This window comes from Aeromonas sp. 600724, assembly GCF_049175135.1.
Lineage (GTDB): Bacteria > Pseudomonadota > Gammaproteobacteria > Enterobacterales > Aeromonadaceae > Aeromonas > Aeromonas veronii_A.
The window spans coordinates 69,608-86,450 of the sequence record NZ_JAAKUM010000011.1; the positions used below are offsets into that span (position 1 = coordinate 69,608).

General features: G+C 58.0%; 13 protein-coding genes. 5 read left to right on the plus strand and 8 right to left on the minus strand.

Annotation, left to right across the window (positions count from 1 at the left end; genetic code table 11):
• Nucleotides 1–296 precede the first annotated feature (296 nt).
• Nucleotides 297–494, minus strand: coding sequence for a DUF4250 domain-containing protein (locus G5168_RS11835; protein WP_005333612.1), 198 nt, complete (start codon nt 492–494; stop codon nt 297–299).
• 230 nt (nt 495–724) lie between these two features.
• Between G5168_RS11835 and G5168_RS11840 the strand changes: the two genes are divergently transcribed.
• Both G5168_RS11840 and G5168_RS11845 read left to right on the plus strand, forming a co-directional pair.
• Nucleotides 725–1,210, plus strand: a complete 486-nt coding sequence (locus tag G5168_RS11840; protein WP_064335890.1) for a hypothetical protein — start codon at nt 725–727, stop codon at nt 1,208–1,210.
• A 412-nt stretch (nt 1,211–1,622) separates the two neighbouring features.
• On the plus strand, nt 1,623–2,057 hold the full coding sequence (locus G5168_RS11845; protein ID WP_005352569.1) for a YcgN family cysteine cluster protein: 435 nt from the start codon (nt 1,623–1,625) through the stop codon (nt 2,055–2,057).
• 524 nt (nt 2,058–2,581) lie between these two features.
• On the opposite strand, the gene pflB is transcribed toward G5168_RS11845, so the two are convergent.
• The 4 genes from pflB to G5168_RS11865 all read right to left on the minus strand — a co-directional run bounded on the left by pflB (nt 2,582) and on the right by G5168_RS11865 (nt 9,528).
• The gene (gene pflB / locus G5168_RS11850) at nt 2,582–4,864 is read right to left on the minus strand and encodes a formate C-acetyltransferase (RefSeq protein ID WP_005352571.1); all 2,283 of its coding nucleotides are present in this window, start codon (nt 4,862–4,864) and stop codon (nt 2,582–2,584) included.
• Nucleotides 4,865–4,910: 46 nt separating this feature from the next.
• Nucleotides 4,911–5,759: a formate transporter FocA gene (gene focA / locus G5168_RS11855; RefSeq protein WP_005333620.1), complete on the minus strand. Its 849-nt coding sequence runs from the start codon at nt 5,757–5,759 to the stop codon at nt 4,911–4,913.
• A 381-nt stretch (nt 5,760–6,140) separates the two neighbouring features.
• Nucleotides 6,141–7,901 (minus strand): 30S ribosomal protein S12 methylthiotransferase accessory factor YcaO, encoded by a 1,761-nt coding sequence (gene ycaO / locus G5168_RS11860; protein ID WP_043824548.1) that lies wholly within the window; start codon nt 7,899–7,901, stop codon nt 6,141–6,143.
• A gap of 193 nt (nt 7,902–8,094) precedes the next feature.
• Nucleotides 8,095–9,528 (minus strand): glycoside hydrolase family 1 protein, encoded by a 1,434-nt coding sequence (locus tag G5168_RS11865; protein ID WP_021231363.1) that lies wholly within the window; start codon nt 9,526–9,528, stop codon nt 8,095–8,097.
• Nucleotides 9,529–9,694: 166 nt separating this feature from the next.
• Here G5168_RS11865 and G5168_RS11870 point away from each other — a divergent pair, with 166 nt between their 5' ends.
• The gene (locus G5168_RS11870) at nt 9,695–10,558 is read left to right on the plus strand and encodes a LysR family transcriptional regulator (RefSeq protein ID WP_021231364.1); all 864 of its coding nucleotides are present in this window, start codon (nt 9,695–9,697) and stop codon (nt 10,556–10,558) included.
• Between the two features lie 36 nt (nt 10,559–10,594).
• On the opposite strand, the gene G5168_RS11875 is transcribed toward G5168_RS11870, so the two are convergent.
• Together G5168_RS11875 and metE are read right to left on the minus strand one after the other, a co-directional pair.
• A complete protein-coding gene (locus G5168_RS11875; protein WP_120414108.1) occupies nt 10,595–11,344 on the minus strand; it encodes a substrate-binding periplasmic protein in 750 nt (249 codons plus the stop codon).
• Nucleotides 11,345–11,519: 175 nt separating this feature from the next.
• Complete coding sequence (gene metE / locus G5168_RS11880) at nt 11,520–13,784, minus strand: 5-methyltetrahydropteroyltriglutamate--homocysteine S-methyltransferase (protein WP_421172569.1); 2,265 nt, start codon at nt 13,782–13,784, stop codon at nt 11,520–11,522.
• A 276-nt stretch (nt 13,785–14,060) separates the two neighbouring features.
• Here metE and G5168_RS11885 point away from each other — a divergent pair, with 276 nt between their 5' ends.
• Entirely contained in the window at nt 14,061–14,969 is a 909-nt protein-coding gene (locus tag G5168_RS11885) for a LysR substrate-binding domain-containing protein (RefSeq protein WP_227342682.1), read from the plus strand.
• Between the two features lie 6 nt (nt 14,970–14,975).
• On the opposite strand, the gene G5168_RS11890 is transcribed toward G5168_RS11885, so the two are convergent.
• The gene (locus G5168_RS11890; protein WP_227342681.1) at nt 14,976–15,911 is read right to left on the minus strand and encodes a LysR substrate-binding domain-containing protein; all 936 of its coding nucleotides are present in this window, start codon (nt 15,909–15,911) and stop codon (nt 14,976–14,978) included.
• A 192-nt stretch (nt 15,912–16,103) separates the two neighbouring features.
• Between G5168_RS11890 and G5168_RS11895 the strand changes: the two genes are divergently transcribed.
• Nucleotides 16,104–16,841 carry an isochorismatase family protein gene (locus tag G5168_RS11895; protein ID WP_227342679.1) on the plus strand — a complete coding sequence of 246 codons (738 nt, stop codon included), beginning with the start codon at nt 16,104–16,106 and terminating at the stop codon, nt 16,839–16,841.
• Nucleotides 16,842–16,843 lie beyond the last annotated feature (2 nt).

Consider the following 16,843-nt stretch of genomic DNA (forward strand, 5'->3'; position numbering starts at 1 on the left):
GGCGTGAGAATACTAACTAAAGCGGCAGAATTAAAAGTTAACGCAAGTCACACTTTAACCGATAAAAACAGCCTGAAAAGCTTGAAAACCCTTTCCTTAAATTGATCGCACAAAAACAAACATTCCCTTTATTATCATAAGCTTAATGAAAAAATAAAAATATTCTGGCATGAATAGGTTTTCAGAGATTGCCAAGCCTTGAAAATCCCTGAAAATAGGCAGCAAGACGGCACATTGAAACCGGTTTCAATGTGCCTGAAAAATTACCGTATAAATATGAAGCAATCATTGCATCCTTAAAGATGTGCTTTGAACTGATTGCTCAATGGATCGTAATGGTACCCAATCTGATCCAGACGCCCTGCCAACTGCTCTTCACTCATATCGTAATAGGCCAGCAGCTCCTCCAACCCGTCACACTCAAGCCTTAGCTTCTCATTGATGATGCCCAGCAAGATGTTGGCATCAAGACGTTGCAAGGTACTGATATCCATGGCGGCACCTCCTGTAAATGACCTGTATAACCATGGGCGGTTACGCAAGGTTTGTCCATAGTACGAAAAACACCCAACCAGCTTTATATTAAATAGTGTTTAAAAACATAACCTTACTAACGACACATGCCAACACCATCACATTTTTCAGCAAAAACACCTTGTCACTGCCACAGGATAGAACTACTGTATACACATACAGCTTGGATATTCATACAGGAACCCCATATATGAACCAGCCCCTGCACTCACTGCCCTTTGCGATGAATCGTGTCATGAGCAAGCCCTGGCCAACCAGAACCGCCTGCAAAGCGGAGTTGGCTCATTATGGTGTGACTATCCAGTCTGATGATCAGTTTCTGAGCGAGCTGACCAAGCTTGGGGAGGCTCATACCGGCTGGATCTTGTTGATCGCCCCGCCGGGACGCCCCACAGTCAGCCGTCTGGAAGAGCGAGGTATCGATCCCAAGAGAGTGCTGGTGGTACATAGCCCCAAAATCAAGAACTGGCAGCAAACCCTGGAGCGCAGTCTGGGCAATGGTCACTGCGCCGCCGTATTTACCTGGCTACCCGAGCAGATCGAGCTGGATCACGTCAAGCTGCAGCGACTGGGACAGCAATCTGGCGTACTCACCCGCTTCTTTGGCGCGAAACGGACTAACCTCGGCACACCTCTGCTGGCCTATTCAGAGCAAGATATCTATCTCAATCATTAAGACAAAAAACGAACGCCTACGCAGGCTCTCCCGCGGGTCGCAGTGACAGAAGGGCGCAAACAATATGTGACCAGCGGCTTTATTTGAAAGACAAGCGTGCAACAGCCTGACGGTAGGCATCGGAGATCATTTGACCCTGCTTGCTGCAAGCAGACAAACATCAAAAGATGTAACGGATAAAGAAGCAGAAAATAAAACCTGAACTGGACAATCATGCAGCCCAAGTATTCAAACCTGTGGGACTTCCTGCCCACCAGCGAACCCGTTTGAGCAATATGATGAGGCTGAAAGTCATTGCATTCATTTGAGCTGATCACGACAAATTTCCCCCCGGAGTGACCCTCTCCTTGAAATACCGGGTAACAAGGGGTATAACCACGCGTTTTATCAGGTGTAATAAGTGAGCGGTATGATGCAAGCCCCCTTTTGGCAGACCAAGAGTCTGCAGCAGATGACTGAATCCGAATGGGAATCCCTCTGCGATGGTTGCGGAAAATGCTGCCTCAACAAGCTGATCGATGAAGATACCGACGAACTGGTTTTCACCAATGTCGCCTGCAATTTGCTTAACACCAAGACCTGTCAGTGCTCTGATTACGCCAATCGTTTCAAAAAAGAGCCTGACTGTCTGCAGATCACCCATGACAAGATCGCCGAATATGACTGGCTCCCCTCAACCTGCGCATATCGCCTGCTGTCTGAAGGTGACGCTCTTCCAGAGTGGCATCCTCTGCTGACCGGCAGTCGTTCCGCGATGCATCAGGCTGGTCAATCCGTCCGTGGCAAAGTCATTCACGAGGATCAGGCGGGTGAATGGATCGATCACATCATCACCTGGGCCAGCTGACACGCTCAACCCGCTATTCTCCAGAGGCAAGGGCTGCACAATGTGCAGCCCTTGTTGTTTCTGCATGCAGGGTTTGTAGTGTGTTGGCTTAAGCCCCACTCATATCTGGCAGGCTAAACCTGACCCCTTCTCCCAACTACACATTTGGGAAGTAGGCAGAGACTGATGCCATAGTCACAGGCTTACGGGTATTGCTTTATACACACGATGTCGTCTCTCTTCACCCCGAATCCTGATAAGCCTGTTCCACGATCTATAGCAACACTGATGCAATGGCAGGCAAAGCAACCGCCTATCCCCTTAGAGCGTGAATAACGCGTTATCGCATTACAGGCTGTGCCAAGTTCAATCCTGATGAACACCTGCGCCATAGCACTGTTCAAATACCCCATGACAACTGTCAGGTGAATACCATCTCCATACATGTTGTGATTACGATGGAACTGGATGTAAGCCTACTCCCCTGAATCACACGCATAAAAAAACCGGCGCCTTGGCGCCGGTTTTTGCTCACTATGTCTCGATTACAGAGAAGCAGTGAAGGTACGGGTGATGACGTCTTGCTGTTGCTCTTTGGTCAAAGAGTTGAAGCGAACGGCATAACCGGATACGCGGATGGTCAACTGCGGATATTTCTCCGGGTTTTCCATGGCGTCCAGCAGCATTTCACGGTTCATCACGTTAACGTTCAGGTGCTGACCACCCTCTACGTTGGATTCGTGGTGGAAGTAACCGTCCATCAGGCCAGCCAGGTTGGCTTTCTGGGCTTCCATATCTTTACCCAGTGCGTTCGGAACGATGGAGAAGGTATAGGAGATACCATCTTTAGCGTAAGCGAACGGCAGCTTGGCTACGGAAGTCAGGGAAGCAACAGCACCCTTCTGGTCACGACCGTGCATCGGGTTGGCACCCGGGCCGAACGGAGCACCAGCACGACGGCCATCCGGGGTGTTACCGGTCTTCTTGCCATATACCACGTTGGAGGTGATGGTCAGAACAGACTGGGTAGCAACAGCACCACGGTAGGTGTTCAGCTTCTGAATCTTCTTCATGAAGCGCTCAACCAGGTCACAGGCGATATCATCGACGCGAGCGTCGTTGTTACCGAACTGCGGGTATTCGCCTTCGATTTCGAAGTCGATGGCAACGCCATCTTCGTCACGAATCGGCTTGACCTTGGCGTACTTGATGGCAGACAGGGAGTCAGCGGCTACAGACAGACCAGCGATACCACACGCCATGGTGCGATATACGTCACGGTCGTGCAGCGCCATCAGAGAGGCTTCGTAGCTGTACTTGTCGTGCATGTAGTGGATGATGTTCAGCGCAGCAACGTATTGCTTGGCCAGCCAATCCATGAAGTGGTCCAGACGATCCATTACGTCGTTGTAGTCGAGGTACTCGGACTTGACCATCTCGGTTTTCGGACCGACCTGGATCTTGAGCTTCTCGTCCATACCACCGTTGATTGCATACAGCATGGTCTTGGCCAGGTTGGCACGAGCACCGAAGAACTGCATCTGCTTGCCAACGATCATCGGGGATACACAGCAAGCGATGGCGTAGTCATCGTTGTTGAAATCCGGACGCATCAGATCGTCGTTCTCGTACTGAACGGAAGAGGTCTCGATGGATACCTTGGCACAGTACTTCTTGAAACCGACCGGCAGCTTCTCGGACCACAGGATGGTCAGGTTCGGCTCAGGGGACGGGCCCATGGTGTACAGGGTGTTCAGCATACGGAAGCTGTTCTTGGTGACCAGAGTACGGCCATCAACGCCCATACCAGCCAGGGTCTCGGTCGCCCACATCGGGTCGCCGGAGAACAGTGAATCGTATTCCGGAGTACGCAGGAAGCGAACCATACGCAGCTTCATGACCATGTGGTCCATCAGCTCCTGGGCTTCTTGCTCGGTGATCAGGCCTTTCTGCAGGTCACGCTCGATGTAGATATCCAGGAAGCTGGAGGTACGACCGAAGGACATGGCAGCACCGTTCTGGGACTTGACTGCCGCCAGGTAGGCGAAGTAGGTCCACTGTACGGCTTCTTTGGCGTTCTTGGCCGGTACGGAGATATCGCAACCGTACTTGGCAGCCATCACCTTCATCTGTGCCAGGGCACGGTGCTGCTCGGAGATCTCTTCGCGCAGACGGATGGTGGCTTCCAGGTTGACGCCGTTTTCCAGGTCAGCTTGCAGGGACTTGAACTGGGCCAGTTTGTCGGCCATCAGGAAGTCAACACCGTACAGAGCAACACGACGGTAGTCACCGATGATACGGCCACGGCCGTAGGCATCCGGCAGACCGGTGATAACACCAGACTTGCGGCAGTTCAGGATGTCTTTGGTGTAAACGTCAAACACGCCCTGGTTGTGAGTCTTGCGGTATTCGGTGAAGATCTTCTCGACCATCGGGTCCAGTTGACGACCGTACACTTCGCAAGAAGTTTTAACCATCTTGATACCGCCGTTGGCGATGATGGCGCGCTTCAGCGGCTTGTCAGTCTGCAGACCAACGATCTGCTCCAGGCTCTGATCGATATAACCGGCATCGTGTGCGGTAATGGTGGAGGGCAGGTCAGTATCAAAATCAACCGGCGCATGAGTGCGGTTTTCGATTTTGATCCCTTCCATGACCTTGTCCCACAGCTTGGTGGTCGCTTCGGTCGCGCCAGCCAGGAAGGACTCGTCACCTTCATACGGGGTGTAGTTCTTCTGGATGAAGTCACGGGTGTTGACAGAGGTCTGCCATTCACCGGCCGCGAAGCCTTCCCATGCTTTTTGGAACTGTTCGTTAAGTTCTGCCATTTTTCATTACCTCACACGGTATTGATGTAGTATCCCGCAATCATCCTTAATGATGACGACGGAAGATAAACCAGTAAGTCAGACCAACCATCACGCCACCACCGATGATATTGCCGATGGTCACGGGGATGAGGTTGTGTAGGACGAAGTTGGATACGGTCAGGTCAGCAAAGGTTGCCGGATCCTGGCCGATGGCCTGCCAAAATTCCGGACTAGCCACGCTGTGGATAGCGATACCAACCGGAATCATAAACATGTTTGCGATGCTGTGCTCGAAACCTGAGGCAACGAACATGGCAACCGGCAGCAGCATAACCACTACCTTGTCAGTCGCGCTGCGGGCACCAAAGGCCATCCATGCAGCAAGACATACCATCAGGTTACAGAGGATACCCAGCGCCACCGCTTCGAAGAAGGTGTGGTGAATTTTGTGTTGGGCCACTTTGAGGGCGTTAAGGCCCCACTGACCGTCTGCTGCCGTGTACTCGGCAGAAACGATGATCAGCGCCACCATCAGCAGACCGCCAATCAGGTTACCGAAGTAGACCAGACCCCAATTCTTGAGCAGCTGAGCCCAGCTGATGCGATTGGCAGCCTTGGCCACCAGTGTCAGGGTGGTGGAGGTGAACAGCTCGGCACCGAGCAGCACACAGAGAATAAGTCCGAGAGAGAAGCAGAGACCGCCAACCAGCTTGGCCATACCCCAAGGCATGGAACCGGTTCCGGTCGTCACTGTGATGTAGAAGATAAATGCGATGGCGATGAAAGCGCCTGCGGTAATGGCCAGTGGAATGACCTTGTATGCCGGCTTGGTAGCCTTGGCATAGGTGATGTCTTCAGCCAGTGCAGCGATGGCTTCGGGCTTGAGACAATCGAATGGAGATTCAGCTTTCAATTATTTTCTACCTGAATGTTTTGCCTGTTGAAATCATAACAAAGGGCCAAATAGCCAAAATTGACATTGATCAAGTTTATCAGAGTGCGAATGTAATTTTACTACAAATATTTTAGTGCGATGGCTTCGCCACTTTACACCATGTATCAGCTGAAACAGAAATATCACATTTTTAATGCAATGATTTTAAAGAATTTATTTTCGATCATGGAAATATGGTATTGGCAAGATATCTTTGCAGATCGACAGCACATCCCCTGCCCTGCCATCAACCCCCTTAGGGGTATTTTTTGTTTTTTATTTCATCTTTGAATAACTATCCCGTGCCTTGCCGCACGATAAACAGAAGGGGCCACACGGCCCCTTCCTTTACAGCAACGATCACGCCCAGTGATGGGCTCGCTTGGCCTTCTGCAGCTTCTCGTAGGCCGCCAGCAGCTTCTGGTGCAGTGGGAACTGGGAGAGCGACAGATCGGCCGCCTCCAGCCCGTGGAAGCGTGCTTCGCCAGTGGCGTTGGCCCATGCCTGTGCCAGCGTCTCTTCACCATACATGCGAGTGAAGACGGCGCGATACTGCTCCGGATCCCGCTCCTCGTCGAGGAACAACTCGACGCAGGCACGCAGGGCGCGGTAGTAGCTGGCACGCTCGGCAGTAAACACCGACTGGTTGAACTCCATGGTCCAGTCGATGAGATCCAGTGCGGTCTCCAGCTCACCGGCGGCCAGCGCCAGCATGGCTTTCAGCTCGCCAACGCGCAGGGTGTGCAGCGCGGTCCCCTTGGCAGCGGCGATGCCCAGCAGCTCGCGTACACGGGTACGCTCGTCGTGCCCCTCTTCATCCAGTTGATCAAAAAACGCCATGTACTGCTCGGCATCCCAATCAAGTGATGGCAGTGCCAGGATCACTTCGCGCAGGTTGGCGCCCATATTGTTGTTGGCCAGCAACAGATCTTCGGCCGGATAGATGTCGGACATGCCGGGCACCAGAATGCGGCAGGCGTAGACACCCAGATGCTCGTAGTCGGCGATATAGACCGGCTGCTCCAGCTCATGGAAGATGCCGATCAGGTGATCGAACTCCTCCTGCGAGGTGCCACGGAAGTCCCAGTCGGCAAACTCGAAGTCCGCATCCTGCTTGAACAGATCCCAGCTGATAAGGCCCGAGGAGTCGATGAAGTGGGTCTCGAGGTTGTGGTGATCCGCCACCTGCTCGTTGTCGAATGACGGCGGCACAAACACGTCGAGATCCTTGAGACCACGGCCCTGCAGCAGCTCGGTGACGGTCCGCTCGAAGGCCACTTCGAAGCGCGGGTGGGCACCGAAGGAGGCAAAGCAGGTGCCATTGCTCGGGTTGAGCAGCACCACACAGATGACCGGATAACGGCCACCCAAAGAGGCATCGAAGCTGTAAATGGGGAAACCTTCCGCTTCGAGCGCCGCGATGGAGGCGGCAATCCCCGGATAACGGGCAATCACCTCGTCCGGGATCAACGGCAGGCTGATGGCCTCGGCGATGATCTTGTTCTTCACGTGGCGCTCGAACACTTCGGAGAGCGCTTGAGTGCGCGCTTCGGTCTTGGTGTTGCCAGCACTCATGCCGTTGGAGACATAGAGGTTGCCGATGATGTTCATCGGGATGTAGACGGTCTCGTGATCTGACTGGCGCTCGAACGGCAAGGCGACGATACCGCGCTCCTCGTTGTTTGACTGCAGATCCACCAGCATGTCGGCGGTCACTTCACCGTCCGGGTTGTAGAACTTGCGGGTGAAGCTGTCTAGCAGACCGGCCGGGAACTGGTCACCCTCGATGGGGAACCACTTCTCGTTCGGGTAGTGAACGAAATCGCCGTTGGCGACCTGCTCGCCCAGATAGAAGTCGGCGAAGAAGTAGTTGGTGGAGAGACGCTCGAAATATTCGCCAAGGGCAGACGCGAGTGCCGCCTTCTTGCTGGCACCCTTGCCGTTGGTAAAGCAGAGGGCGCACTCTTTGTCCCGAATATGCACCGACCAGACGTTCGGCACGGGGTTGAGCCAGGAGGCCTCTTCAATATCAAAGCCCAGAGCTTGCAGCTTGGTCTGGAAGCGTTCGATGGAGTCTTCCAGCGCCGCGTCCTTGCCGGGAATAAAAGTGTGGTCAGTCATCACGATATCCTGATTTTTATTGGCTCATGTTCGGCCGCAGATAATAGCAGGGGTCGGCAGCTTTGGCAGGACAAAAATCAGCAAACAGGGATGAGTCGCACGGTGAGAAACCGGCTTGCCCCCTCTCCCCCGCCACAAACAGCACGGGCCCGGGGATTGCCCGGGCCCCCTGGTTACGCGACGCGATAAACCGTCAGAGCTGCTTGCCCTGGCTGGCGATCACCTGGCTGTACCAGTGGAAGCTCGCCTTCTTGATCCGGCGAAGGGAGCCCCCCTGCTCGTCACGCTCCACATAGACGAAGCCGTAGCGCTTCTGGTAGCCGTTGAGCCAGCTCAGGATGTCGGTGAACGACCAGGCGCAGTAGCCGAGCAATTCCACCCCATCCTGCATCGCCTCCTGGCACGCCTTTACGTGGCTGCGCAGGTAATCGATGCGGTACTCATCGTTCACTTTGTCGCCCGCCTCCAGCTTGTCGAACTCGCCAAGACCGTTCTCGGTGATCATCAGCGGCAGACCATAACGGGAAGAGAGGCGACGCAACGCGATGCGCATCCCGGTCGGGTCGATGGCCCAGTCCCAGTTGCTGGTTTCCAGGTGCGGATTGGGCGCCGTCTTGTAGAGGCCGGGGATGCCGCTCGATGGCGTAGTACCCTTCTTGCCGGTGGTGTTGATCCGCTGCAGGGTCTGACCGCCCAAGGGGTTATCGGTGTAGGTCAGGGTGTAGTAGTAGTTGACGCCGATGTAGTCGGGCGTCCCCTCGCGCAGCAGCTCCATATCGCCCGGCAGGATCTCCGGCGCCTCACCGTTTTCCCGCAAGTAAGCGAGCGCCGCCTGCGGATAGCGGCCAAAGCAGTAGGCATCCAGCCACCAGAGGTTGTTGAACTCCTCGGCGTTCTCGTAGGCCAGCATATCTTTCGGATCGCACGACGCCGGATAGGCAGGAGAGTAAGCAAAGCTCGGGCCGATGAGGCCATTTGGCACATGCTGGCGAAACGCCTTGATCACCCGGGCGTTGGCCAAAAACGCGATATGGTTGGCGGCAAAGAAGCGCTTGCGATCCTGCACAGCGGGCGGATGGGTGCCGAGCTGATAGGCGTTAGTCAGGTTGTAGTTCTGCTCGTTAAGCGACACCCAGTACTTCACCTTGCCGGCAAAGCGCTGATAGAGGGTCACGCAGTAGCGCTCGAAATCCTCGATAATGCGTCGGTCTTCCCAACCGCCGTACTCATCCTGCAGCGCCTGCGGCAGATCCCAGTGATAAAGGGTCAGTACCGGCTCGATCTGGTGGGCCAAGAGGGTGTCGATCAGCTTCTCGTAGAAGGCCAGACCCGCCTCGTTCACCTCCCCCCGACCGGTGGGATAGATGCGCGGCCAGCTCACCGAGAAGCGGTAAGCCTTGAGCCCCATCTCGGCCATCAGCGCCACGTCCTCTTCCATGCGGTGGTAGTGATCCACCGCCACATCGCCGTTGCTCCCCTCAAAGGTCTTGCCCGGCAGCTTGGTGAAGAGATCCCACACCGAGGGCCCCTTGCCATCGGCATTCCACCCCCCCTCCACCTGATAGGCGGCGGAGGCGGCACCCCACAGAAAATCGCTCGGGAAGTCGTTGAACTTGTGGTGATGCACCTGGTGTTGCTCCTTCTGCGCTGATGGTGTCAACCATCTCTGATAACTCGATGCCCCCTGTCGGGGCACCCGAAATGAATTGGCATAAGCATCCTTCACTTCTAAAATTCCGTCCAATGACAAATTTGACCACTCAACATTCCCAACAGGAATGAAAGGAGCCCTGATGGAGCTACGGGATCTGAAAGCCTTCGTCACTCTGGGGGAGGTACTGCACTTCGGCCAGGCGGCGGTACGTCAACACGTTACCCAGTCGGCCCTGAGCAAACAGATCAGGCGGCTGGAGGAGGAGCTGGGCGGCGAGCTGTTCGAGCGCAACGCCAGTACCACTCGCCTCACCGGACTGGGCAGGGCGCTGTATGAGGATGCCCGCGCTGTGGTCATCCAGAGCGAGCAGCTCTCGCGCACCGCCCGCGACGTGCTGGCGGGCAATGTCGGCACCCTGCGCATCGGCTTTGGCGTGGCCACCAAAATCCTGGTGCCCGCGGCCATCGCCCGTTTTCGCGCCGAGCGGCCGCAAGTGACCATCGAGCTCAACGATCTCTCCACCCACCACCAGCTGCTGGCGCTCAGTGAAGGCAAGCTGGATCTCGGTTTTTGCCGCCTGCCCGCCCCCAAGGGGTGGCACGCCCTGCCGGTGGTCGAAGCCCACTTTGTCGCCGTACTGCCCGCCAGCTACCGCGATGTGAGGGAGTTGGCGGATCTGGTGGACAAGCCGCTGGCGATCCTGCGTCGGGACAAGGCCCCGTCGTTTTACGATCACCTGATGAACTATCTGGCCCAGAGCGGGCTGCGTTTTCGCGATATCCAGTACGTCAACGACTTCGCCGCAGGCGTCGCCACCGCGGCGGCAGAGATCGCCTGGACCCTGGTCCCCTCCTCCACCACCATAGAGCACCCGGATGTACTCACCCTCCCCCTTAGAGATGGGGAAGCCTGCTGGACCATTGGCCTTATCCGTCCGCCCCACAGCAAGGGGCCCTTGATCGATGCCTTCTGGGCAACCATCGCCGATATGACGCCAAGATAGACACGCCGATGGCAAACAGCAGATGGCGGCAACGCATCAACGATAGCGTTCGACGATACGCGCCAACTCGCCGCTTTGTCGCAGCTGTTGCAGGGCACGGTTGAACTCGGTTATCCGGGTATTGAAGCGGGAGTGCTTGCCGATGCAGAGATTGAACGGGGTAGAGGCAAGCTGCAGCGGCACCTCGACCACCTGCCCGGACAATCCCAGCTGGTTGAGTTTGAAACGTGCCACCAGTGGGTCGGTCACCATCAGGTCCCCCCGACCCGCCGCCAGCATTTTGAAAACATTATCGACATTGATGGTGTGATGAACGGTGAAGCCCGCCAGGTTCTCCTTGCCCCAGCCGTTACCGAAATAGTCGAGAAAGGTAAGTGATTTGAAGTCGCTCAAGCGGCTGGCACGCTGAAAATCGCTCATCCGGGGGTGGCCAAGCCGGGTAAATACCGTCAAAACCGTCGTGGTAACGGGCTCCTCCACCACCAATGTGTAAGAGCGGCGCTCCCGGGTGGCGATGGTGACAAAGCCATCGGCCTGCGCCATCCGCACCAGTTTTTGCGCCCGTTGCCACGGATAACCTTCATGGCGCACCCGCAGCCCCATCTGCGCTGCCACCCGATCCATCACGTCTATCATCAGCCCGCGCATCCTGCCCTGTTCGTCACGCCACGAATATGGGGCAAAGTCGTCAAAGTAGACCATCTTCAACTCGGCCGCTGGTGCCGCCCATGCACTCTGCCACATCAGCAATCCCCACAGGATTGCGCTCCCCAGACTGACTCTCATGGCCGCGACTCCATCCACTTCTGCCAACTCTGAGCCTAGTGCAAAGCGGGCTGCGGCAAGGTTCAGGATCCAGTGGAAAAGTGGCCAACGAAAAAAGAGAGAGGAAGCAATGGCTTCCCCTCTCTCGTTCGTTTGTCAGCACGCCACCTTACCGATGGCGGTCACGGCTAGCCGGTTACGCCAGCTCGGCCCGCAGCGCCCTGGTGGCATCGACCATCACCTTGAGGGCGGCCTCAGTCTCTTCCCAGCCCCGGGTCTTGAGGCCGCAATCCGGGTTGACCCAGAGCCGCTCGGCCGGGATCTGCTTGGCCGCCTTGCGCAGCAACCCCTCAATCCAGCTCTGGCTCGGCACGTTCGGCGAGTGGATGTCGTAGACGCCCGGGCCAATCTCGTTGGGGTAGTTGAAGCGTTCGAACGCTTCGAGCAGCTGCATCTGGCTGCGGCTGGTCTCGATGGTGATCACATCCGCATCCAGCGCCGCCACCGCCTCGATGATGAGGTTGAAGTCGCTGTAGCACATGTGGGTGTGGATCTGGGTGCGGTCCGCCACCGGGCTTGCGCTCAGACGGAAGGCGCGCACCGCCCAGTCGAGATAGGCCTGATGATCCTGCTTGCGCAGGGGCAAGCCTTCGCGGATCGCCGGTTCGTCGATCTGGATGATCTTGATGCCGGCGGCTTCCAAGTCAGCCACCTCGTCGCGAATGGCCAGCCCGATTTGCAGGGCGGACTGCTCGCGGCTCACATCTTCCCGCGGGAAGGACCAGCAGAGGATGGTCACAGGGCCAGTCAGCATACCCTTCACCGGCTTGTCGGTCAGGCTCTGGGCAAATCGGGTCCATTCGAGCGTCATGGGAGTCGGGCGGTCAATATCGCGGGTGATCACCGGCGGCTTGACGCAGCGGGAGCCATAGCTCTGTACCCAACCGAAGCGGGTGATGGCAAAGCCATCCAGCAGCTCACCGAAATACTCCACCATGTCGTTGCGCTCAGCCTCACCATGTACCAACACATCCAGCCCGATGGCCTCCTGACGCGCGATGGCATCGCGGATCTCGGCCTTAATGCCAGCCTCGTAGGCACTGTCATCGATGCGACCGGAGCGCCAATCCTGCCGCAACACCCGGATCTGGGAGGTCTGCGGGAAGGAGCCGATGGTGGTGGTGGGCAGCAGCGGCAGCTTGAGATCCGAGCGCTGCAGCTCGGCCCTGACCGGATAGGGGCTGTGGCGATCAAAATCGCTGTTGGTGAGGCTGGCGAGCCGTGACTGCACCGCTTTTTTGTGCACCCGGCTGTCGGACTCCCGATCCACGATGGGCTGGCTGTAGGCGGTGATTTTGTCGAGCTCGCCCCCATCCAGATACTCTCTGAGCAGTCCCAACTCGAAACATTTTTGCAAGGCGAAGGCGAACCAGCTGCGGGTCTGGGGATCCAGCTCCTGCTCCAGAGTCAAATCCACCGGGCTGTGCAGCAATGAGCAGGATGAGGCCACCCAGAGCCGCTCGCCGAGTTTGGCTTTCAGTGCCTTCAGAGTCGGCGCCAGCTTGGCCAGATTGGCACGCCAGACGTTGCGGCCGTTGATCACCCCGGCTGAGATGACCCACTGGGCGGGCAGATGCGGCAACAGGGTCTCCAGCTGCTCGGGGGCGGCCACCAGATCCAGATGCAGGCCATCTACCTTGAGGCTGGTGATGATGTCGCGCTGATGGGCCACCGAGCCGAAATAGGTGGTGAGCAACAGCTTGCAGGGGCCGCTCAAGCGCTCGTAGGCGTTGAGGTAGGCCAGCCGCCACTCGTCCGGCAAGTCCAGCGTCAGCGCAGGTTCATCGATCTGTATCCACTCCACTCCCTGGGCGGCCAACTTGGCCAGGATCTCCTGATAGACGATGAGCAGGCGATCGAGCAGTTCAAGGCGGGAGAAGCCGCTCTCTTTCTCCTTGCCGAGCCACAGATAAGAGACCGGCCCCAGCAGCACCGCCTTGACCGGCAGCCCCAGCGACTTGGCCTCTTCGACCTCGTCAAACAGCTGGCGCCAGCCCAGCTTGAAGCGCTGATCACGGCTGAATTCAGGCACCAGATAGTGATAGTTGGTGTTGAACCATTTGGTCATCTCGGCGGCAGCCGCCGCCGGGCCGGTCGGCGCACGACCGCGGGCCACCCGGAACAGGGTGTCGAGATCGGTCTCGCCATGACGGTGACGGGCAGGCACCGCATCCACCAGCAGGCTGGTGCCGAGCACCTGATCATACCAGGCAAAGTCGCCCACCGGCAGCAGATTGACCCCGGCGCCGTGCTGGGCCTGCCAGTGGCGTTCACGCAGCGTCTTGCCCACGGCAACGAGTTCGGCCTGAGTGGTCTCGCCACGCCAGTAGGATTCGAGGGCAAATTTCAGCTCGCGCTTGGCGCCGATACGGGGGAAGCCCAGGGTGTGTGCTCGTGTCATAGGTTCATTTCCTTATGCTCATTCATCTGATGGAAACTGGATGGTTTAGCCATCCAGATGTTTACACATCCAAAATGACAAGATAAGGTGACGCTGGCTATTGAATCCTCTTCAAGTGGCTCTCAAATAATCCTCAACTGACCGCCAATCAGGTTCACCGCGAGGATACAGAGGCCGATTTTTACAGGTGCAAAAGGTGGCGGAGTCAAGAAACGCAGCAGGGTAACCGCCGGCCGCAACCTCAGCGCCATACGCAATCTCACAAGGAGCCATCTTATGGCAGTGCCAAGCAATGCAGGGATAGAGATCAAACACTTGAAAACATTGACCGCGCTGGCCGAGCAGGGCTCGCTGGCCGGTGCGGCGCTGACCCTCAACCTCACCCAGTCCGCCCTCTCCCACCAGCTCAAAGAGCTGGAGACCCGCCTCAATCTGGAGCTTTACCTGCGCAAAAGCCGCCCGCTGGTGCTGACCGCGGCAGGCAGCCAGCTGCTCGCCCTCGCCCGTCAGGTACTGCCCGCCCTGGCCCAGACCGAGAAGCAGTTGCAGGCCTTGCAGAGCGGCGATGCGGGCAGGCTGCATCTGGCGCTCGATTGCCACAGCTGCATCCAGTGGCTACTGCCGCTATTGCCAGATTTTCGCCGCCAGTGGCCTGGGGTGGATCTGGAGGTGGAGTCGGTGCCGGGCTTTGATGCCATCAATGCCCTGCTCGGCGGCCAGCTCGACCTGCTGCTCACCTCCGATGTGCAGGCCCGCGGCGATCTCCACTTCGAGCCGCTGTTTGCCTTCGATCTGACTCTGGTGATGGCGCCGTATCACCCCCTCTGCCACCAGAGCCGCATCGAGCCGAGCGATCTGGGGCCGGAGGTGCTGCTGGTCTATCCGGTGGAGCGCAGCCGCATGGATATCTTCAGCCGCTTTTTGCAACCCGCCGGGGTGGAGCCCGCCCGCTGCAAGCCGGTGGACAACACCTCGGTGATGCTGCAGATGGCCGCCGCCGGCCTCGGCGTCGCCGCCTTGCCACGCTGGGCCAGCGACGAGTTTGTCAGACAGGGGATGCTCTGCGCCCGCCCCCTCGGCAGCGGTATCCGTCGCCATATGTACGGCGCGGTGCGGGCCGCCGATCGGGATCAAGCCTGCCTGCAGAGCCTGTTCGAGCGCATTCGCCGCAAGATGGAGGGATAGCTCTCCTCAGCGTGGCTGACCGACCTCTGCCAGCAGTGCAGGCAACTGCACCTTGATGAAGTCGATGAGGGCCCTGACCGCCGGTGACAGACCGCGCCGCGCGGGATAGAGCATCACCAGCTTGCCATCTTTGGGACGCCACTCGGGCAGCAGTTGTTGCAGCCGCCCATCCGCCAACTCACTCACACAGGCGTAAAGTGGCAAGCCCACCATCCCGAGCCCCGCCAGCGCCGCCTGTTTGAGGGTTTGCACATTGTCGCTGCGCAGCAGCACATTGACCACCACCTCCTCACTCTCCCCACTGTCGTGCCGCAGCCGCAGCAGATCGGCCTGACGCTCCAGCGAGCTGAAAAGTAGGGCATCCTCTCCTTCCAGCTGCCGTGGATGCGCCAGCGCATTGTGGCGCGAGAGCCACGCCGGGGTCGCCAGCACGCCCCACTGCACCGTACAGAGCGGCACCTGCACCAAGCTGGAGGGGGGCTGCTCGAAGGCCACCCCGCGGATCACCACATCCAGCCCCTCCTCCAGCAGATCCACCTGCCGGTTGCTGGCTTGCACGGCGAGCCTCACCTTGGGGTATTGCGCCATAAAAGCGGGCAGCAAGCGAGCAAGCAGCGCATCGGCAATGGTAATGGGCACGCTGATCCGCACCAGACCGCTCGGCTCCTGCTGCCGTTGCCGCACAGCCGCCTCTCCGGCCTGCGCCTCGGCCAGCATCGCCTGACAGTGGCGATAGAGCACCTCACCGGCATCGGTCAGGCTGAGCTGGCGTGAGGTACGTTGCAGCAGACGGGTATCCAGCCGCTCCTCCAGCAGCCGGATCCGGCGCGAGATCCGCGACTTGGGCACGCCAAGCGCCCGCGCAGCGGCAGTGAATCCCTGTCGCTGTACCACATGGGTGAAGAGATAGAGATCATTCAAATCAAGTTCCAGTGGTGTCATCGGGCAGCCTTGGTCAGGGTGAGGTGCATTTACATCGTTCCATTCATGGAACGATAAGAACCTATTTCACCAGATTGTCGCCATTTTTGCAGCCATCATAATGGCCCTGTCCCCATCAGACGGTTGCTGCGCGGGCAATCCGCCGCACCAGCAAGGGCCGTTTGACTGTTCCGATATCACAAGGAGTTCACCATGAAACTGCGACAAATCTGCTCTGCCACCCTGCTCGGTCTGGCGACCCTGACTGCCACGCTGGCCACCACAGCGACACCGGCTATAGCTGCCGAGGCTGCCAGCCATCCGACTGTATCACCCAACCGCTATCTGGAGATGCTCTCCCGAGACAATGCGGTACTGCTGCTGGTCGACCATCAGGTCGGCTTGCTGAGCGGCGTGCGCGACACCACGGTGGGCGAGCTCAAGCACAACGTGGTGGCGCTGGCCAACGCCGCCCGCGCCCTCGGCGTGCCGGTGATCGTGACCGCGACCATGCCCGATGGCATGTGGGGCCCCACCATGCCCGAACTGACCAGTGCCCTGCCGGATGTGAAGGTGATCAACCGCACCGTCATCAACGCCTGGGACGATCCCGCCGTGCACGCCGCCATTGAGAAGACCGGCCGCAAACAGCTGATCATCGCCGGGGTATCCCTCGAGATCTGCGCCAGCTTCCCGGCCCTCTCTGCCAAGGCTGCCGGCTATGATGCCCGGGTGGTGCTCGATGCTTCCGGCACCTTCAACGAAGCCAAGCGCACCACTGGGCTGCAACGCTTGCTGGGGGCCGGTATCCCGGTCACCGACTACGCCTCTGCCGCGGTCGAGATGCTACGCAGCAACGTCGACCCCAAGGCGCACGATGTCTACAACGCCCTCGACATGCCTTTCGCCACCCTGGTGTGGCAGATGCAAGAGGGTGCCAAGAAGTCGTAACT